The 19,891-nt window shown below is 71.8% G+C and carries 15 protein-coding genes; 10 read left to right on the forward strand and 5 right to left on the reverse strand.

Annotation, left to right across the window (positions count from 1 at the left end; genetic code table 11):
* Positions 1-31: 31 nt before the first annotated feature.
* Complete coding sequence (locus tag ABD371_RS16175) at positions 32-1,408, reverse strand: collagen-like domain-containing protein (protein ID WP_344477376.1); 1,377 nt, start codon at positions 1,406-1,408, stop codon at positions 32-34.
* 360 nt (positions 1,409-1,768) lie between these two features.
* Between ABD371_RS16175 and rfbA the strand changes: the two genes are divergently transcribed.
* From rfbA to rfbD, 4 genes are read left to right on the forward strand one after another with little or no spacing between them, the layout of a single operon-like run.
* On the forward strand, positions 1,769-2,698 hold the full coding sequence (gene rfbA / locus ABD371_RS16180; RefSeq protein WP_344477379.1) for a glucose-1-phosphate thymidylyltransferase RfbA: 930 nt from the start codon (positions 1,769-1,771) through the stop codon (positions 2,696-2,698).
* 36 nt (positions 2,699-2,734) lie between these two features.
* A complete protein-coding gene (locus tag ABD371_RS16185; RefSeq protein ID WP_344477381.1) occupies positions 2,735-3,358 on the forward strand; it encodes a dTDP-4-dehydrorhamnose 3,5-epimerase family protein in 624 nt (207 codons plus the stop codon).
* Positions 3,343-4,317, forward strand: coding sequence for a dTDP-glucose 4,6-dehydratase (gene rfbB, locus ABD371_RS16190; RefSeq protein WP_344477382.1), 975 nt, complete (start codon positions 3,343-3,345; stop codon positions 4,315-4,317). The genes ABD371_RS16185 and rfbB overlap by 16 nt, the downstream gene beginning before the upstream one ends.
* Positions 4,314-5,249 (forward strand): dTDP-4-dehydrorhamnose reductase, encoded by a 936-nt coding sequence (rfbD, locus tag ABD371_RS16195; RefSeq protein ID WP_344477384.1) that lies wholly within the window; start codon positions 4,314-4,316, stop codon positions 5,247-5,249. Before rfbB ends, rfbD begins: the two co-directional genes overlap by 4 nt.
* Positions 5,250-5,270: 21 nt before the next feature.
* Here the strand turns inward: rfbD and ABD371_RS16200 are convergent, their stop codons facing one another.
* The 4 genes from ABD371_RS16200 to lysA all read right to left on the reverse strand — a co-directional run bounded on the left by ABD371_RS16200 (position 5,271) and on the right by lysA (position 9,998).
* Positions 5,271-6,545 carry a glycosyltransferase gene (locus ABD371_RS16200; protein WP_344477386.1) on the reverse strand — a complete coding sequence of 425 codons (1,275 nt, stop codon included), beginning with the start codon at positions 6,543-6,545 and terminating at the stop codon, positions 5,271-5,273.
* Positions 6,546-6,551: 6 nt separating this feature from the next.
* On the reverse strand, positions 6,552-7,202 hold the full coding sequence (locus ABD371_RS16205; protein WP_344477388.1) for a tetratricopeptide repeat protein: 651 nt from the start codon (positions 7,200-7,202) through the stop codon (positions 6,552-6,554).
* Between the two features lie 114 nt (positions 7,203-7,316).
* A complete protein-coding gene (locus ABD371_RS16210; protein ID WP_344477391.1) occupies positions 7,317-8,522 on the reverse strand; it encodes an MFS transporter in 1,206 nt (401 codons plus the stop codon).
* Positions 8,523-8,708: 186 nt separating this feature from the next.
* Positions 8,709-9,998 carry a diaminopimelate decarboxylase gene (lysA, locus tag ABD371_RS16215; protein WP_344477393.1) on the reverse strand — a complete coding sequence of 430 codons (1,290 nt, stop codon included), beginning with the start codon at positions 9,996-9,998 and terminating at the stop codon, positions 8,709-8,711.
* A gap of 831 nt (positions 9,999-10,829) precedes the next feature.
* Between lysA and ABD371_RS16220 the strand changes: the two genes are divergently transcribed.
* From ABD371_RS16220 to asnB, 6 genes are all read left to right on the forward strand, one after another.
* The gene (locus tag ABD371_RS16220; RefSeq protein WP_344477395.1) at positions 10,830-12,308 is read left to right on the forward strand and encodes a sugar transferase; all 1,479 of its coding nucleotides are present in this window, start codon (positions 10,830-10,832) and stop codon (positions 12,306-12,308) included.
* Positions 12,309-12,390: 82 nt separating this feature from the next.
* A complete protein-coding gene (locus tag ABD371_RS16225; protein WP_344477397.1) occupies positions 12,391-13,707 on the forward strand; it encodes a nucleotide sugar dehydrogenase in 1,317 nt (438 codons plus the stop codon).
* On the forward strand, positions 13,697-14,980 hold the full coding sequence (locus tag ABD371_RS16230; protein ID WP_344477399.1) for a glycosyltransferase family 4 protein: 1,284 nt from the start codon (positions 13,697-13,699) through the stop codon (positions 14,978-14,980). The genes ABD371_RS16225 and ABD371_RS16230 overlap by 11 nt, the downstream gene beginning before the upstream one ends.
* Positions 14,977-16,386 (forward strand): Wzz/FepE/Etk N-terminal domain-containing protein, encoded by a 1,410-nt coding sequence (locus ABD371_RS16235; RefSeq protein WP_344477401.1) that lies wholly within the window; start codon positions 14,977-14,979, stop codon positions 16,384-16,386. Before ABD371_RS16230 ends, ABD371_RS16235 begins: the two co-directional genes overlap by 4 nt.
* On the forward strand, positions 16,383-17,954 hold the full coding sequence (locus tag ABD371_RS16240; protein WP_344477403.1) for a Wzz/FepE/Etk N-terminal domain-containing protein: 1,572 nt from the start codon (positions 16,383-16,385) through the stop codon (positions 17,952-17,954). Before ABD371_RS16235 ends, ABD371_RS16240 begins: the two co-directional genes overlap by 4 nt.
* 3 nt (positions 17,955-17,957) lie before the next feature.
* Entirely contained in the window at positions 17,958-19,883 is a 1,926-nt protein-coding gene (asnB, locus tag ABD371_RS16245) for an asparagine synthase (glutamine-hydrolyzing) (protein WP_344477405.1), read from the forward strand.
* Positions 19,884-19,891 lie beyond the last annotated feature (8 nt).

Below are 19,891 nucleotides of genomic sequence, written 5' to 3' on the forward strand. Positions count from 1 at the left end.
CGGTGGCAATTCCGGCCGGGACTAGCCGGGACTACTGGTCCACACAGACCACATACGACTGGAACCCGCCGCCGAGCAGTGTGACGGAGGCCTGGGTCTGCCATCCGGTGGCCGGCCCGGCCTGGGTGCCGGCGGCCTTGGGAATCGGCGCGTTCTCGATGACGTTGATCGCGCTGAGAAGCCCGAAGGTGTCATAGCCGCCGCCCGTGGCCACGTCACCGGCCAGGCAGTTGGCCGTTGACGTCACACCCACGCCGATGAGCACCGGGATGGCCTGGGGTCCCCTGATGACATACGTGCTCAGCGTCGCCGGGCCCTGCGGACCCTGCGCGCCGGTGGCACCCTGCGTGCCTTGTGTGCCCTGGGTTCCCTGGGTTCCCTGGGTTCCCTGGGTGCCGTTCGCGCCCTGGGTACCCTGAGGCCCGGTGGCACCCTGAGCGCCCTGGGTTCCCTGGGTTCCCTGAGTGCCGTTCGCGCCCTGGGTACCCTGAGGCCCGGTAGCACCCTGAGCGCCCTGGGCCCCCTGAGCACCGTCCGTTCCGTTGGTTCCATTGGCACCCTGCGTACCCTGGGGCCCCTGTACGCCATTCGTCCCCTGAGCACCTTGGGTGCCCTGGGCGCCTTGAGCGCCTTGTGCCCCGTTCGTACCGTTCGCACCTTGGCTGCCCTGCGTACCCTGCGAGCCCTGGGCTCCCTGAGCGCCGTTGGTCCCGTTGGTTCCATTGGCACCCTGTGCGCCCTGCGGGCCCTGCGTCCCGTCCGCGCCGTCCGCGCCGTCCGCGCCGTCCGCGCCCTGACTGCCCTGAGGGCCCTGGGCACCGTTGGCACCCTGCGCGCCGTCCGCGCCATCGGCGCCCTGAGCACCCTGGGTGCCGTTCGTTCCATTCGTACCGTTGACGCCCTGGGTGCCCTGAGGCCCCTGCGCGCCGTTCGCACCCTGTGCTCCCTGCGCGCCGTTGGTGCCATTGGTGCCATTAGTTCCGTTGGTGCCGTTGGCGCCCTGCGTGCCCTGGGGTCCCTGTGCGCCATTGGCACCCTGGGCCCCCTGCGCGCCGTTGGTCCCGTTCGTACCGTTGGCGCCCTGCGGGCCCTGGGATCCGGTGGCTCCGGTGGAGCCCTGTGCCCCGGTGGCTCCCTGAGGGCCGGTGGCACCTTGCGGGCCCTGCGGACCCCGTGGGCCCTTGCCCCCGTCGCCGCCTCCCTGCCGGTCGAGCTCGTAGCCCTGCCCACTCGCCGTCATGGCCCCGTTCGGGCCGGGCAGGCCGAGGCTGTGCCGATCGCCCGAGCGCTCGACGGCATCGGCGACGGCCACCGCGCTCGGCGCGACGTTGAGCACGGCGGCCAAGGTACCTGCCGAGACCGCGGTGATGACTCTCACCCGGTTACGGCCGATGGTTTTACGGTTCACCAGAATTCCTTTCGCGAAGAAATGGCGGAGACGGGCCCTCCGACCGCCTGGTGAAGGGCAGCAGGAGGACCCCGCACAGCCACCGCCCGGGGGAAAGCTTTCACCCTGACGGAGTATTTGTGCGACGTTCGTATGAACCGGGTCATTTTCGGCAGGCGCAGCGGCCGGGCGCGTACACGGCTCGCGACGGACGGAAAACATCACCCGATTGGAGACGCGAAGCGGTGAAGCGACGGTATTCGCGTGTCGGAATACGGAGGCCGTAACGCTTCCTCTACGGTGACCCTTGCGGGAAGCACATATACAGATCGAAAGGGGGACGGGAGCGGGCCTGTGCGGGCACCGCGCCCCTGACCGCCCATGCGTGGAATTCTGCTGGCCGGCGGCACCGGATCGCGGCTCTGGCCGCTGACCCGTTCCGTTTCCAAACAGCTTCTGCCGGTGTTCGACAAGCCGATGGTCTATTACCCGCTCTCCACTCTGGTACTGGCGGGGGTGAGCGAAGTACTCGTCATCACGACCCCCGAGCACCAGGAACAGTTCCGCTCCCTGCTCGGCGACGGCGGTCAGCTCGGTCTGCGCATCGAATACGCGACACAGGAGCGTCCGGAAGGAATCGCCCAGGCATTTCTGCTGGGTTCCGATTTCATCGGGGAAGAATCCGTCGCACTGATCCTCGGTGACAACATCTTCCATGGCTCGGGGCTGAGCGCCCGGCTCGCGCGGGAGGGCCGGACGCGCGGCGGCCATGTCTTCGCCTATCAGGTCGCGAACCCCTCGGCCTACGGCGTCGTCGAGTTCGACGACGCCGGCAGGGCGCTCTCCATCGAGGAGAAGCCCGCCCGCCCGAGGTCCCGGTACGCCGTGCCCGGGCTGTACTTCTACGACCACCGCGTCGTGGAGCTCGCCCGCGGGCTGCGGCCGAGCGCACGCGGCGAGCTGGAGATCACCGATCTCAACCGCGCCTATCTGGAGGCCGGCGAACTCCGTGTCACCCGGCTCGACCGGGGCACCGCCTGGCTGGACACGGGCACCTTCGCCTCCATGGTCCAGGCCTCGGAGTTCGTCCGGGTCGTCGAGGAGCGCCAGGGCCTCAAGATCGGCTGTGTGGAGGAAGCGGCCTGGCGGGTCGGTCTGATCGACGACGACCGGCTCCGTGCCCTTGCCCGTCCGCTCCTCGCGAGTGGATACGGACAGTACCTGCTGGACCTCTTGGAGCAGGACGCCGAGTGCGCCGTCGTACCGCCTCGGGGCGGCGGATCACAGGGCCGGCCCGTGGCGGCCGTCTGAAAGAGGGGGCCCGCGGAGAAGAAAGGAACGCGACAGGTGAGACCGCTGGGTATCGAAGGCGCCTGGGTGGACAGGCCACAGGTGTTCACGGACGGGAGAGGACGCTTTCACGAGTGGTTCAAGGCCGACCGGTTCCGTGGGCCGGCCGGTCACCCGCTCCGTCTGGAGCAGGCGAACTGCTCCAGGTCCGGGCGCGGCGTGCTGAGGGGAATCCACTACGCGGCGGTCCCGCCGGGGCAGGGCAAATATGTGACGTGCGTCAGCGGGGCGGTGCTCGACGTGGTGGTGGACATCCGCGTCGGCTCCCCGACTTTCGGCACCTGGGAGGCGGTGCTCCTGGACGACCGGGAGCACCGGGCCGTGTATCTCTCGGAGGGCCTCGGCCACGCTTTCATGGCGCTGGAGGAGGATTCCCTCGTCGTCTATCTCTGCTCCGAAGGATATGCGCCGCAGCGGGAGTTCGGGATTCATCCGCTCGATCCGGAATTGGGGATCGCATGGCCCGACGGTCTCCTCCCGGAGCTGTCCGAGAAGGACGCCTCGGCCCCCACACTCGCGGAAGCCGGGGCGCGGGGGCTGTTGCCCACCCATGAGGAGTGCCTCGCCCATCGGCGGCGGCTGCGGTCCGCGACCCGGGGAGAAGCATGCGTCTCCTCGTGACCGGCGGGGCCGGTTTCATCGGTTCGGAATTCGTCCGCGGCTGGCTGCGGGCGGATCCGACGGCGCGGGTCACGGTCCTCGACGCGCTCACCTACTCCGGGGTCGAGGAGAATCTCGCGTCCGTCGCCCACTGCCCCGGATACCGGTTCGTGCGCGGCGACATCTGCGATCCCGAGGTGGTCGACCAGGTGATGGCGGGTCAGGACGCCGTCGCGCACTTCGCGGCCGAGTCCCATGTGGACCGGTCGATCGAGGGCGCCGGGCCCTTCGTCCGCACCAATGTGGTCGGTTCCCAGGTCCTGCTGGACGCGGCGCTGCGCCACCGGGTGGGCCGGTTCCTCCAGGTGTCGACGGACGAGGTGTACGGCTCGATCAGCGAGGGCTCGTGGAGCGAGGGGTGGCCGCTCGCGCCCAGCTCCCCGTACTCCGCCACCAAGAGCGCGGCCGATCTCCTCGCCCTCGCCTACCACCGCACTCACGGTCTGGACGTCGTGATCACCCGGTGCACCAACAACTACGGGCCCCGCCAGTTCCCCGAGAAGGTCATCCCGCTGTTCATCACCCGGCTGATCGACGGACGGACCGTCCCCCTGTACGGCGACGGCCGCCACGTCCGCGACTGGCTGCATGTCTCCGACCACTGCCGGGGCATCGAACTCGCCCTGCGCCGGGGCAAACCCGGGGAGGTCTACCACATCGGCGGCGGGACCGAGGTCAGCAACCGGCAGCTCACCGGGCTGCTCCTCGACGCCGTCGGCGCGGACTGGGACCGGGTCACCCGGGTGGCCGACCGCAAGGGCCACGATCTGCGTTACTCGCTGGACGACGGCAAGATCCGGGAACAGCTCGGCTACGCGCCGCGGATCCCGTTCGCGGAGGGCCTCGCGGCCACGGTCCGCTGGTACCGGGAGAACCGCCGCTGGTGGGAGCCGCTCAGGGCCGGGGCGGAGCGCGGATGACGCAAACGCCCGTGAGGACGGCGTGGCTGGTGACCGGCGCGGGCGGAATGCTCGGCCGGGACGTGCTGGCGGAACTCGCCGCCGATCCGCGCGCCGTGGCGACCGGGCGGACGCGCGGCGAACTCGACATCACCGACCCGGCGGCCGTGCGCGCCGCCGTCGCCGCGCACCGTGTGGTCGTCAACTGCGCCGCCTGGACGGATGTGGACGGCGCGGAGGCGGACGAGGCGTCCGCGACCGCTGTCAACGGCACGGGTACGGGGCATCTCGCGCGGGCCTGCGCCGAGTCGGGGGCGGTCCTGCTGCATGTCTCCACCGACTACGTCCTTCCGGGCGACGCCGGCCGCCCGTACGCCGAGGACGCGCCGACCGGGCCGCTCAACGCGTACGGCCGGGGCAAACTGCTGGGCGAGCGGATGGTGGCCGAACTGCTCCCGCGCACCGGCTACACCGTGCGTACCGCCTGGCTCTACGGCGTCCACGGGCGCAGCTTCGTGGCCACGATGCTCGAACTCGCCCGTGGAAGGGCGACCGTGGACGTGGTCGCCGATCAGTACGGTCAGCCCACCTGGTCGGCGGCGCTCGCCCGGCAGCTGGCCGGGCTCGGCCGGGCCGCGCTGGCCGGGCGGGCCCCTGCGGGCGTCTACCACGGCACGGCGGCGGGGCGCACGAGCTGGTACGGGCTGGCCCGGGAGGTGTACCGGCTGAGCGGGCTCGATCCGGAGCGGCTGCGTCCCGTCGGTTCGGCGGCGTTCCCGAGGCCTGCGGCGCGGCCCGCGTACGGGGTGCTGGGGCACGGCGGGTGGGCGCGCGCCGGGGTGTCCTGCCAGCCAGACTGGCGGGACCAGCTGGCGGCGGCCCTGGAGTTGCCCCGGTTCGCGGAGCCGGCCGCCGCCGCCCGTGCCGCGGCCCTCACCCTGTCACGGGGGTGAGGGCCGCGGCAGGGCGCCGTCTCAGACCAGCAGCGGTCCGCCGCAGCGGGTCGTGCCCTCCTTCATGGCGATGAGGTTCGCCACCACGTAGGAGATGTTCTTCGAGGAGTGCCACTCGGTGGGGAAGTACGTCACCAGACGGGAGCTCTGGAAGCGCGCCTCGATCTCGGGGACGAACGCCCGGTACTGGTCGTCCGTGTAGTACCAGAAGGAGTTCTCGTTGTAGAACGCGACGTGCGTGGGGTCCTGGTAGGCCCCGCGACCGTCCGAGCTGGGCGTCGTGGTCAGCAGCATTCCGCCGGGCGCGAGCAGCCGGTACAACTCGTTGATCAGCGGCACCTTCGCGGGCACGTGCTCCAGGAAGTCCACCGCGCGGATCAGGCCGACCGAGTTGTCCGGCAGGTCCAGCCGGTCGGGCAGCTTCGCCACGATGTCCACGCCCTCCCCCGGGTACTGGTCCACACCCAGATAGCCGGGCGGTTTCCGGTGGGCCGCGCCGAGGTCCAGCGCGAGCAGCCCGTGGCGACGGCTCCAGGCCAGGGCGTTGGCCTCGACGTACTTGTCGTAGAGGGCGACGGTCTCGCGCTGGATGTGCGCGTTGACCTCCGCGTCGCGCTGGGTGTTCTCCGCGTGCATGCGCTGGAGGTAGAGGCAGCGTTCGATGTGGTGGAAGTCGCCCACCTGGAACAGCCGGCACATCAGGTCCTGGTCGTCCAGGACCGAGCGGGTGGCGTCGTAGCCGCCGACCTTCCGGTAGGCCTCCGCGCGGAACGCCCGGACGTGGTTGGGCGCGTACCAGATGTACGAGACGTTGTGCGGCGTCGGGGCCATGGTCTTGGCGGCCAGCAGCTGCCGGCCGTCGACGAGGACCTCCTCGTACTGCCAGCCGTGCGTCTCGTTGAACCGGGAGTCGTCCCGCCCGCCGTCCTCGGTGATCTGGGCGGTGTTGCTGTAGACGAAGACGGCGTCCGGGTTCTCGTCGAACGCCCTGCCCAGCTCGGCCAGACAGTCGCGGGCCAGCAGGTCGTCGTGGTCGAGTTCCACCAGGATCTCGCCCCGGGCGAGTTCGCAGGCCCTGCGCTTGGTCGCGCCGACGCCCCGGATCTCGTCGGCGATCTCCACGCGGACCCGTTCGTCGGGCCGCTCGGGCCGCCACCGGGCGCCGTTGTTGAGGAGGACGATCCACTCCCAGTCCTGGCGGGACTGCGCCTGAAGCGTCGCCAGGCACTCGTCCAGGAATCGGGGCCGGTGGCTGGGGGTGAAGACGGAGAACGCGGGTGTCTCGGTCGACGTCATCTGCGGCTACCTCTCTGGGGTCTCAGGGTTCTCAGCGTTCTCGGCGCTCTCGGCGTTCTCGGCGGACGGGGGGCCGGCGGCGGCCGGCTCCCGATAGGACTCCGGCACCTGGGAGCGCAGGGAGGTGTCGAGTTCGACGGCCCGGCGGTAGGCGTCCCGCGCCTGTTCGTCCCGGCCCTTGTGGGCCAGCGTCTCGCCGATGTGGAAATGGGCGGTGGACGCCTTCGGGTCGGCGGCGACGGCCCGCCGCAGGAGCGCGAGCGCCTTGTCGGGGTCGTCCGTCTTCAGCAGCAGCGCCTTGTTGAAGAGCGCCGAGGTGTACGACGGGTCGGTCTTCAGGGCCGCGTCGTAGGCCTTGTGGGCGTCCGCCCGGCGGCCCTCGTTCTGGGCGAGGACGCCGAGGTTGTACCAGGCCAGTTTGTTCTTCGGATCCAGCTCCAGAACGCGTTCGAAGGTGGCCTTCGCATGGGGGATGTCCTGGTAGCGGACCTGTAGCAGACCGGACTCCAACAAGGCTTCGGTCTTGAGCCTGCTGCCGTTCAGATGGTCGAACGCGGCGTCCTGCGACGCCGGGTCCGGATCGGTCGTGACGGCCCAGAGGCCCGCGCCGGCGGCGAGTGTGAGCGCCGCCCCTACCCCCGTCCAGATTCTTCGCACTTATCACCATTCGGGTAGATGTGGTATACGGCGGTCAACGTAACGACGCGCCCGCCGTGCCGTCATCTCTCAGCGGGCCCGGCCTCCCGTAGACCACCCGAATGTACGCATATATCACCGCACTGGTGATGCTTCGCCCGTCGGGGGCCGGCGGAGCAGATACAGGCCGACGCTCAGGGCGAGGACCGTCACCACCGCCGTGAAGACCAGACCCGCGTTCCGCAGTCCCAGCACGAGCGTCAGCGCGCCCACCCCCACCACGGGCACGGCGATTCCGGCGTACGCGACGACGAAGAACGCCGAGATGGTCCCGCCCCGGTGTTCGGGCGGCGCGGCCTCGCCGACCGCCGTCAGTCCGGCCCGGAAGGCAAGCCCCTGGCCGAAGCCGCCGACGAGCGCGCCGGCCAGCAGCAGCGGCAGCCGCTCCGCCAGGAGGGACGCGCCGACCAGGAGGAGCCCGGCCACCAGGATCAGACACCCGGCGGGCAGCGACCGGCGCGCGCCCAGCCGCCCGGTCAGCAGCTGCCCCAGGGTGGAGGCGAGAAAGGCGGAGAAGGCCACCGCGCCGGAGATCGCCAGATCGTCGATCCCCAGCGTCTCGGCCACAAAGCTCGGGGCGACGGCGGTGAAGAGCCCGAGCAGTGCGAAGCCCGCGAAGGCGGCGACCGCCGCCGAGGGGAACACCCCTCGCGCCTCCGGCGCCACGGCCATTCCCCGGGGCCGCCCCCAAGCCGGCCGCCGGGGACGGGCGACGGTCTCCGGCAGCAGCCGGGCGAGCGCGCAGACCGCGGCCAGCAGCGCCGGATGCACCGCGAAGACCAGTCGCGACGGTGCCGGGGCGTACTGTGCGAGCACTCCGGCCAGCAGCGCGCCACAGCCCAGGCCTCCCATGTTCGCGGCCGTGGCGGCGAAGCCCGCCCGTGCCGAGCGGTCCGGCGGGGCGAGTTCCAGGACGGCGGCGGTCGCCGCGCCGGTGAGCAGTCCGGCCGAGAACCCCGACAGCAGCCGGCCCGCGAAGAGCGGCGGGAGACCGGCCTCGAAGAGAAAACACAGATCGGCGGCGGCGGCGAGCCCGAGGGCGCACAGAATGACAGGGCGGCGGCCCATCCGGTCGGAGTAGTCGCCCGCCAGCAGGAGGGAGGCGATGACGCCGACCGCGTACACGGCGAAGATCACCGTCACCATCAGCTCGGAGAACCCGATCTGGGCGCGGTAGATCCCGTACAGCGGTGTCGGCAGGGTGGTGCCCGCCATGCCCACGGCGAACACCGCCGCCGCGGCGAGATACCCGGGGCGGCGTACGGGGTGAGGTGCGGCCATGCGGGCACCGTACGGCCCGCTCCGCCGGAATCAGCCGCGCCGGTCCCGGCGGAGCGGGCGGTGACCAGCCATCCGGCCCCCCACCGCCCCCGTGCCCCGGGCCCGGAGCCCGGAGCGGCGGCGCACGCCGCCGGGTACGCCGCCGGGGTTGGCCGCCGTCCGCCCGCGGGAAGCGCGGGCCGCGGGTCAGGCCTGCGGGTCGAGCTCCGTCGCGAGCATCTCGGCGATCGTCTGCCGGCGGCGGATCACCGTGGTCTCGTCCCCGTCGACGAGGAGTTCGGGGATGTGGGTCCGGGAGTTGTAGTTCGAGGACATGCTCGCGCCGTACGCGCCGGTGTTGTGGAACACCACCAGATCGCCGATCTCGGTGCGGGGCAGCGGCACGGACTCCACATCGCCGCCCTCGATCTGGGTGAACACATCCCCCGACTCGCAGAGCGGGCCCGCCAGGACCGTGTCCCGGGACTCCTCGGCGCGGAGCCGGCCGTCCGCGCCCAGGACCGAGACACGGTGGCTGCTGCCGTACATCGCGGGCCGCATCAGGTCGTTGAAGCCCGCGTCGACCAGCACGAAGTAGTTGCTGCCCATGGGCTTCTGGGCGCGCACCTCGGCGGCCAGGACACCGGACTGCGCGACCAGGAAGCGGCCGGGCTCGATCTCCAGCCGGACGGGGTGGCCCAGCTCGGAGACGAGTTCGCGGCGGGCGGCGTCCCAGAGCGCGAAGTAGCGGTCGGTGTCGATCTCCGGGTCGCCCGGCGCGTACGGCACGGAGAGACCGCCGCCCGCCGAGATGGCCCGGATGTCCCGTCCGGCGAGCCGGACCTGCTTGACCATGGTCTCGCAGACCGACTCCAGATGGCTGTAGTCCACCCCGGAGCCGATGTGCATGTGCAGGCCCACCAGGTCCAGCCCGTGCTTGTCGACCAGCCGGAGGCTCTCCTCCAGGTGCTCGTGCCAGATGCCGTGCTTGCTGTGCTCGCCGCCGGTGTTGGTCTTGCGGCTGTGCCCGTGGCCGAAGCCCGGGTTGACGCGGATCCAGACCGGGTGGCCGGGTGACGCCTCGCCGATCTGGTCGAGCATCTGCGGCGAGCCCGCGTTGACCGGGACGCGCAGCTCCACGACGCGGCGCAGCGTCGACCGGTTGAGCAGATCGGCGGTGAGGACGATGGGCTCGTCCGCCCCGCCGACCTGGTAGCCGGCCGCGAGGGCCCGCTCCAGCTCACCCTCCGACACGGCGTCGACGAGCACGCCCTCCTCGCGCATCAGACGCAGGATGTGGACGTTGGAGCAGGCCTTCTGGGCGAAGCGGATCACATCGAACTGCCGCAGCCGGGCGATCTGCGCCCGGATCGTGCCGGCGTCGTAGACCCACAGCGGAGTGCCGTGCTCCGCGGCTGCTTCGGCGAGCCTCGGCCCGTCGAGGGATCCGGGAAGCTCCCCCGCGCGGGAGGGAGGGGCAGCGGAGACAGAGGTCATGGTCAGTCCTTCTCGCCGAGCATGAGGGCAACCCCGAAATCCTCTTCCAAGCGGCGCGTCATCCGCTCGGCTGTCCGAACTGCGGACGGATGGTCTCGCCGCGCGGCAGGAAGCGGGCCGCGATCCGCCCGGCGGACAGCTGTCGGACCGGTCCGCTCCCGTACCCCATCGAAGCCGGCGACCGAGCCCTCGGAGACAGGAAGGAGGGGCGGTTCCAAGAGCGTGGTCCGTACTCTTTTCGGCCGACCATAGAAACATCAACAAGCCTTTGCACAAGGCGTGTTGGCCGGGGAAGGCGACTCGGAGATCTCCCATCGTCACAGGTCACAAGGCACACCTTCTTGATCGGGAAACCCTGAATGATCATTGATCGGCCGAACCGGCCCCAAAGCTTGAGCACAAATTGCACACATCCCCTCCTCACGCTGGCCCCGATGGTCTAGATTGACCGTGCTTCAGCTGTTCGGGCACAAAGCGAACAGTAATGATCTGTAGATCCGGCGCCACGAACAGCCGTACGAGCAGCTTTACGAACAGCCAGCAGTCGCTTTCCCCCAGCTGTGGGGGTGATCAATTCTCGGAGCCCGAAGGGGCCTGGGGTGCGGGGAGCACCCAGGACTTCGACGGCTTCCGCACACCCCGGGAGCCCGGCAGGACACGCGAGTCCGCCGCCGCCGGGACGGGGTGTTTCACACGGTACGGAACAAGCGGTGCGCCATGCGCGGGGGGCGGGGGCCCCGAGGGGAGGAACAGCGCGGGGGGCGGGGGTCCCCCGGGGGAGCAGTCGTGTTGTGCGAGCACGTCGAAGCAGTGGTGACCTGGGGGGATTCTGTGGAGCAGGGGGAATTAGTCAGCCCGTTCCCGTCAGCGCGCGGGCGTCTGGCGAACGGGGCGATCAGTCAGCCCGCGGTCGACTGGGAGGAGCGGTACCGCCGTACCGTGATCACCAGCGACACGGTGGCCACCGCCTTCGTGGTGGCGGCGATCGGCAGCTTCTTCGGGGCCCGGGACGCGGCCAACTGGCACGAGAAGTGGGGAATTCTCGCATTCGGCACCGAGTTACTGGTGCTGGGAGCGCTCGCGGTGAATCGATCGTGGGCCCCGGCCGTGCTCGGCCAGGGGGCCGAGGAATTCCGCCGGCTCGGACGCGCGCTGTTCACGGCGGTCGTCGTACTGGCGCTCGGCGGAATCGCGCTCACCTCGCGCAACATCAAACTCTGGATCTTCGTGGCGATCCCCGCGATCGCGCTCATCACCATGATCACGCGCTATCTGCTCCGTCTCTGGCTGCACAAACAGCGGAAGGAAGGCCGGTGTCTGCGGCCGGTGCTCGCCGCCGGGAGCCCGGCCACCGTGCGCGACCTGATCGCCCGGGCCCGTAAGTTCCCGCATCTCGGCTGGCGGGTGGACGGGGTCTGCACGACGGACGGTCTCGGGCCCGACGGCGACCAGCTGGACGGAGTGCCGGTCGTCGGGCGGCTGGCGGACGTCGCCAACCACGTGCGCCGCGACGGCTACCGTGTCGTCGCGGTCACCCCGGACCCGCACTGGTCGCCGGACCGGCTGCAGCGGCTGGCCTGGAACCTCGAGGGCAGCGACGCGGAGATGGTCGTCGCCCCCGTGCTGATGGAGGTGGCCGGCCCGCGGCTGCACGTCGACGCGGTGCTCGGGATCCCGCTGCTGCGGGTCAGCATGCCGACCTTCACCGGGGCCCCCAGGGCGGTCAAAGCGGTCGTCGACCGGATGGGCGCGGCGATCCTGCTGATCCTGTTCGCGCCGCTGATGCTGTTCGTCGGAGTGCTCGTGCTGACGGACAGCCGGGGCGGGGCGTTCTACCGCCAGCGCAGGGTCGGCAAGGACGGCCGCGAGTTCACCATTCTCAAATTCCGCACCATGGTCGCCGGGGCCGACGGGGCGCGCGCCGGGCTGGCCGACCGCAACGAGGGCGCCGGCCTGCTGTTCAAGCTCCGCCGGGACCCGCGGGTGACCCGGGTGGGAGCGGTGCTGCGCCGGTACTCGATCGACGAGCTGCCGCAGCTCTTCAATGTGCTCGCCGGATCGATGTCGCTCGTCGGTCCCCGGCCGCCGCTGCCGGAGGAGTCCGCCGCGTACGGCCCGGACATCCGGCGGCGGCTGCTGGTCAAGCCCGGACTCACCGGGCTGTGGCAGATCAGCGGGCGCAGCGATCTGCCGTGGGAGGAGGCCGTCCGGCTGGACCTGCGGTATGTGGAGGACTGGTCGCTCGCCCTGGACACAGTGATCTTGTGGAAGACGCTGCGTGCGGTGGTCTACGGACAGGGGGCGTACTGATGCGCGGGGGACCGCGGCGGGGCGATGCCGCCGGCGCGCGGACCGCAGGCCGGGAGGGCCTGCCTGGGGAGAAGGACGGGGCATGAGGATCAGCGTTTTCGGGCTCGGCTATGTGGGCTGTGTGTCGGCCGCGTGCCTGGCCGGCATGGGGCACGAGGTCATCGGGGTGGATGTGAACCAGGTGAAGGTCGACCTGGTCAACGACGGTAGGGCCCCGGTGGTCGAGGAGCGGATCGGCGAGCTGATCGCCGAGGTCGTGGCGAGCGGGGCCCTGCGCGCCACCGGCGACGTCCGCGAGGCGATCATGGGCAGCGAGGTGTCGCTGATCTGTGTGGGCACTCCGTCGGAGCCCAACGGCAGTCTGTGCACCACTTATCTGGAGCGGGTCACCGAGCAGATCGGCACCGCGCTGGCCGAGCGGGGCGGTCGGCAGACCGTCGTGTTCCGCAGCACCATGCTGCCGGGCACCTGTCTGAAACTTCTGGTGCCGATCCTGGAGAAGTACGCCGGCGGCACGGCCGGCGTGGACTTCGGGGTCGCGGTCAATCCGGAGTTCCTCCGCGAGGGCACGAGCGTGCGGGACTTCTTCGACCCGCCGAAGACCGTCATCGGCGAACTCGACCGGGCGAGCGGCGACACGGTGGCGGCGCTGTACGAGGGCCTGCCCGGCGAGGTGTTCCGGGTGCCGGTCCCGACGGCCGAGGCGATCAAGTACGCGGACAACGCCTTCCACGGACTCAAGATCGGCTTCGCGAACGAGATGGGCGCGGTGTGCCAGGCCCTCGGGGTGGACTCGCACCAGGTGATGGATGTGTTCCTGGCCGACCGCAAGCTGAACATCAGCCCCGCCTATCTGCGGCCCGGCTTCGCCTTCGGCGGCTCCTGCCTGCCCAAGGACCTGCGCAGTCTGGTCCACGCGGCGCAGCGGGCCGATGTCTCGGTACCCATCCTCTCCAACGTGCTGACCTCCAACTCCGCGCATCTCCAGCGCGCGGTGGGGCTGGTCGAGCGCACCGGCAGACGCCGGGTGGGCCTGTTCGGGCTGTCCTTCAAACCCGGCACCGACGACCTCCGCGAGAGCCCGCTCGTCCAACTCGCGGAGACGCTCCTCGGCAAGGGGTACGACCTGCGGATCCACGATGCCCATGTGAGCCTCTCCCGGCTGCTCGGCGCGAACCGCGAGTACATCGAGACCCGGCTGCCGCACCTCGCGCAGCTGCTCACGGACTCCGTCGGCGAGGTGCTGGACCACGCCGAGGTGTGTCTGATCGGGACCAGGGATCCGGCCGTGCTGTCGGCCCTGCCCCATGGCGACGGCCCCGTGCTCATCGATCTCATCCACCTTCCCGACGCCGAGACGCGCCGGACCGAACCGGGGTACGTGGGCCTTGCCTGGTGACACATCGTTCGACGAGACAGCCGGCGGCGGCCGGCCGGCGGAGCGGCGCGCGCTGATCCTGGTGGAGAACCTGTCGGTGCCGTTCGACCGGCGGGTGTGGCAGGAGTGCAGGACGCTGCGCGACGCGGGCTGGAAGGTGCATGTCATCTGCCCCCGGGGCAGCAAGCGGGACACGGAGCCGGAGGTGGAGATCGACGGGGTGCGGATCCTCCGCTACCCGCTGCGCGCGGCCACCGGAGGACCGGCCGGCTATCTGCGGGAGTACGGAACGGCGCTGTGGCACACCGCCCGGCTGGCCCGCAAGGTCGGCCCGGTGGATGTGGTGCATGCCTGCAACCCGCCCGACCTGCTGTTCCTTCCGGCGCTGTGGCTGAAGCGGCGCGGCGCGCGGTTCGTCTTCGACCAGCACGACCTGGTGCCCGAGCTGTATCTCTCCCGGTTCGGCCGGGGCGAGGACCTGCTCTACCGCGCCGTGCGCGCGCTGGAACGGCTGACCTACCGGGCCTCGGACGTCGTGCTCGCCACGAACGAGAGCTACCGGGACGTCGCGATACGCCGGGGCGGACGGCGGCCGGAGGATGTCTTCGTGGTGCGCAGCGCGCCCGAGACCGACCGGTTCCAGCCCGTACCGCCCGAACCCGAGCTGAAGCGGGGCAAGCCCCATCTGCTCTGTTACCTGGGTGTCATGGGCCCTCAGGACGGCGTCGACTACGCCTTGCGCGCCCTCGCGAAGCTGCGCGACGAGCTGGGACGGACCGACTGGCACGCGGTGTTCGTCGGCTCCGGGGACGCCTTCGACGCGATGGTGGAGCTGTCCCGGCGGCTCGGACTCTCCGAGCAGGTGCGGTTCACCGGGCGGGTTCCGGACGCCGACCTGGTGCGCTATCTGTCCACCGCGGACGTGTGCCTCTCCCCCGACCCGCGCAATCCGCTCAACGACGTGTCGACCATGAACAAGGTCCTGGAGTACATGGCGATGGGCCGGCCGATCGTCTCGTTCGACCTCCGGGAGGCGCGGGTCTCCGCCGGTGACGCCGCCGTCTACGCGGCCGACGACGACGAGGCCGAATTCGCGAAGCTCATCGCGATGCTGCTGGACGATCCGGAGAGGCGGGCCCGGATGGGCGAGATCGGCCGGGAGCGGATCAGCGGCCGGCTCTCCTGGCGGAACTCGCAGGCCTCGCTGCTCGCGGCCTACGCCGCCGCCTGCCGCGACCGTGCGCCGGTGTCGGCGGACGCCCCGGTCAGAACAGGGAAGTGGCCGCGCCGTTGAGCGATGACACGATACGCCTGGTCACGATCGGGCGGATTCTCCGTCGGCGACGGCGGCTGCTCACCGTTCTCACCGTGGTGGGCGCGCTCGTCGGCTACGGCGTCTCGGCGCTGTTCCCGCCGCGCTACACGGCCTCGGCATCGGTGCTGCTGCCGGGGCAGTGGGAGGAGCGCGAGCTGCTGACCCAGGTGGAGATAGCGACCAGTTCGGCGGTGGTCGACCGCGCGGCCACCGCGCTCGGCTGGACAGGCGTCGACGGCGGCGAGCTGCGGGAGCGGGTGAGCGCCCAGGCCGCCGACGGGAACATCATCACGGTCTCGGGCACGGCCGACACCCCGGAGCGCGCGCAGCGGCTCTCCGACCGGGTGGCCCGGGAGCTCGTCGCGTTCGCCGCGCGGGTCTCGGGCGACAGCGCGGAGTCCGAGGCGGTCAAGGGGGCGGAGGCGCTGCGGCGGAAGGTGGTGGAGACCAACCGCCGCATCAGCGACCTGGCCCGAGCGGCCGACCCGGGGCGGACCGTGGAGAGTGTGCAGGCCCGCACCTCGCTCGCGAAGCTGCGCACCTCGCTGGAGGAGGCCATGAAGAAGCTGGAGCGGGCCGACCCCGCTTCCGGCAGGGCCGGCATGGTGGTCATGGGGCCGGCCGCCCGGCCGACCGCCGAGGCACCGCCGACCAGGGTGCAGCTCATCGCCGCCGGGGCACTGCTGTTCTTCCTGCTCACGGTCGTCGGCCATCTCGCCGCCGCGCGGGTGAACCGCCGGCTGCGCACCGAGCCGGAGATCGCGGCGGCGCTGGGTTCGACGCTGCTGGGCACCGTCGACGTGCCCGGTGAACGGGGTGCGCACCGGCCCGGGGGCCGTGGCGCGCGGGCCCGGGTCCGCCGGCTGCTGGGCATCGACACCCGGTGGGACCTGCCGGCCCCGCGGTCGTCCGGCGGCGAGGCCGACCGGCGGATCCGCTACCGGCGGGTGTGGTCCCGTCTCCAGGACCGGCTGTCGGGGTCCCGGCGGCTGCTGGTCGTGGTGGTGGACGGCGACGAGATCGCGCGCCGGGCCGCCGGGCGGCTCGTCGCCGAGGCCGGGACCGACACTGCCGGGGGAGATCCCGTGCCGCGAGTGGTGGAGGTCTCGGTGGACCGGCCGATGGTGCCGGACCGCGACGCCGAGTCCGGGGCCCTGGTCGTGCTCAGCGCGGGCAGCTGGACCGCGGGAGAGCTGGCCGGGGTCGCCGGGGCGTGCGCGGACGGCGGCCACGAGGTCGTCGGCATCGTCCTCGCGGGCGCGGTCCGGGCCCGTACGGCACGCTCCGCCGACGGCCCTTCGGACAGCCGTCCCCCGGACGGCGACACTCCGGCGCTCGCGGTTCACGGCCGCGCGAGCGGCCACGCGACGGGAGAGCCGGTGTGACGACGAGCACGACTTCGGAGTCGGCGACAGCCGCTCCGCTGCTGGACCTTCAGGCGCTGGTGGTGGCCGTGCGCAGGCGTCGCCGTCTCTGGGGCGCCCTGGCGCTGCTGGGACTGCTGGCCGGCGCCGCGGTGGCGGTCCTGCTGCCACCGCCGCCGAGCGCGGTGACCAAGGTGCTGGTCGCGCACCGGGAGGACCAGCCGAACGACAGCGGAACACTGATCCGCACCGATGTCGCCCTGCTGGGGACCACCCGGATCGCCGAGAAGGCCCTCGACGCCCTCAAGTCCGCCGAGAAACCGGAGGACTTCATGGCGGACTACCGGGGTACCGGCCTGACCAACAATCTGCTCCAGATCGAGGTGACGGCCGGCACCGAGGCGGAGGCGGTGGCCCGGGCGAGGGCGCTGGCCGACGCGTTCGTCGCGGACCATGTGCGGCGGATGTGGGAGGCCGCGAAGGCCGAGTCCCAGGCCCTGCTCGACCAGCGTGACCGGATGCGGGACGAACTGGCCCAGGTCAACAAGGTGATCGGGGGCCGGTCGCCGGGGAGCGACCCGGGAGCGTCGGCGAGCACCGAGTCGCTCTTCTCCCGCCGGGCCGAACTCAACTCGCGGATCGCCGAGTTCGACCGGCGCGCCGCGGAGGCGCGCACCGGCACGCCCCAGGTGGTCGCCGGCACCCAGATCGTGGACGCCCCGCGCGCCGTGCGGCACTCCCTGACCGAGGCCGCCGTCACCAGCGCCGGGATCGGGCTCGTCCTCGGACTCGCCCTCGGACTCGCGCTGGCCGCGATCGGTACGGCGGTGGCGGACCGCCCCGTGCTGCGCCGGGAGATCGCGGCGAACCTGGGCGTCTCGGTCATCGCGGAGCTGCGCCGTCCGCCCCACCGGCCGGCCGGGCTGTGGCAGCGCCGGCGGACCCTGGCGGCACGCGAACGGCTCACCACGACCCTGGTGCGCGCCGTGCGCGGCTCGGCGGAACCGGTGTCGCTGCTGGAGCTGGGGTGTGCGCGCGCCACGAGTGTGATCGCCCTGAACCTCGCCGAGGCGCTGGGGGCGCAGGGGCCGGTGGTCGTCGTCGACGGTCTGCCCGGCGCGGAGCTCTCCGCGGGCCGCCGGAAGCCGGGCGGCCCGACCGTGGTCGGCGGCGGCAAGACCGCGACCGTGCCGCATCAGGCGCGCCGGCTCGGTGTCGGCTCGGTCGCGCCCGGCACGGCGTGGACCGACCTCCAGTACCTCGGCGGGGCCGCCGTGCTCGTCGTGCGGGCCGGGCACGGCAGTGCCGCCTGGCTGCACACCGTGGCGCGGCAACTCGCCGACCAGCGCGTAGCGGTGCTCGGTGTGGTGCTGATCGACGCCGATCCGGGCGACCGGACCGACGGCACGCTGTGGGAGGGGCCGTACACCGCGCCGCGCGGCCCTCAGGAACGGGCGGCCCGGCAGAACGGGACGAGCCGGCCGCCGGCCGAGCGGCAGGCCCGGCAGAACGGGACGGGCCAGCCGCGAACGGAGCGGCCGTCGACGCCGGCCGCGCTGGTCCCGGACAGCGACCAGGAGGCACGGTAGAACATGTGTGGCATCGCAGGCACGTACCGATGGCCGGACGGGAAGGTCGTGACCGACCGGCTCACCGATGTCCTCGCCCATCGGGGCCCGGACGGGGCGGGCCGGTACAGCCACCCCGCCGGTGACGGCGAAGTGCACCTCGGGCACCGCCGGCTGGCCATCGTCGATCTGTCCGAGACCGGTGCGCAGCCGATGGTCTCGGGCGGCCTCGCCCTCACGTACAACGGCGAGCTGTACAACGCGCCCGAACTCCGCGCCGAGCTGACGTCCGCCGGGGTGCGCTTCCGGGGCACCTCCGACACGGAGGTGCTGCTGGAGGCCTGGCGGCGCTGGGGCACGGACTGTCTGCCCCGGCTGCGCGGCATGTTCGCGTTCGCGGTCTTCGACGAGCGGACCGGTGATCTGGTGCTCGCCCGCGACCAGCTCGGCGTCAAGCCGCTGTTCCTGCTGCGGCGCGGCACGGGTCTGATGTTCGCCTCCGAGCTGAAGGCGCTCGCCGCCGCGACCGGCGGGTCGCTGGAGGTGGACCACGCGGCGCTGGTGGCCTCGCTGCTGTACTACTGGGTGCCGGACTCGCGCTGCGCGTTCCGCGAGGCGGAGAAGCTGCCGCCGGGGAGCTGGCTGCGGTGCCGGGCCGACGGCCGGGTGGAGCGCGGCCGGTACTGGAATCTCCGGGACGTCGCCGCCGAGGGCCGGGAGCGGGCCCTCGCCGGTGAGCGGCCGGATCTGGCCGCCGTCGTCGAGGAGTCGACCCGGCGGCATCTGCTCTCCGACGTACCGGTGGCGACCTTCCTCTCCGGCGGTCTTGACTCCAGCTGGCTGACCGCGCTGGCGGCCCGCCACCGGCCCGGGATCTCCGCCTACACGATCGGGTTCCGCGCCGAGGACGCCAGGTTCGAGGCCATGCCGGACGATCTGCGGTACGCGCGGCGGGTGGCCGAGCGGTTCGGCGTCGATCTGCGGGAGATCGAGATCGCTCCGGACGTGCTCGATCTGCTGCCCCGGATGACGCACCATCTGGACGAGCCCATCGGCGACCCCGCCGCGATCAACACCTTTCTGATCTGCTCGGCCGCCCGGGAGGCCGGGGTCAAGGTGATGCTCTCGGGGATGGGGGCCGACGAGCTGTTCGCCGGGTACCGCAAGCATCTGGCCAATCTGCTCGCGCTGCGCTACCAGCGCGTCCCGCGGCCCCTGCGGCGCGGGATCTCCGGGGCCGTGGACCGGCTGCCGGTCGCCACCTCCCGCCGGGGGTACCGGTCGGTGCGCTTCGCCAAGCGGTTCCTCTCCTTCGCCGATCTGCCGGAGGAGACCGCGTTCCGGCGCAGCTACACCATGTACGACCAGGACGAACTGCTCGGCCTGGTCAGTCCGGACCTGGCCGGGACGGTCGAGGACGTGCTGACCGAGCACGCGGACGTCTACCGGGACAACGGCCTCGACGACTTCGTCAACCGTATGTGCCTGGCCGACGCCCGGATGTTCCTGCCGGGGCTGAACCTCGCCTACACGGACCGGTCCAGCATGGCCGCGTCGACGGAGGTACGGGTGCCGTACGTGGACGTCGAGGTGGTCAGGGCGGCGTTCGCGGTGCCCGGCGACCGCAAGATCGTCGGACGGCAGGGCAAGGCCGCCCTCAAGGAGGCGGCCGTCTCGGTCCTGCCCCGGGAGATCGTGTACCGGCCCAAGGGCCTGTTCAGCGCCCCGCTGCGGGCCTGGATGAGCCGGGATCTGGCACCGCTGGTGCGCGAGGTGGTGAACGACGGGCTGCTCGTCCGCTCCGGTTTTCTGCGCCGTGACGCGCTGGCGCGGCTCGTCGCCGAGGACGCCGCCGGGCAGCGGGACTTCTCCAAGCATCTGTGGCATGTGCTGACCCTTGAGTACTGGTACCGCGACGCGACCTCTGGCTCCGGCCAGAGCGCTCACTAGACGGCTGA

Origin of the sequence: Streptomyces amakusaensis (assembly GCF_039532665.1) — a bacterium.
Classification (GTDB): domain Bacteria; phylum Actinomycetota; class Actinomycetes; order Streptomycetales; family Streptomycetaceae; genus Streptomyces; species Streptomyces amakusaensis.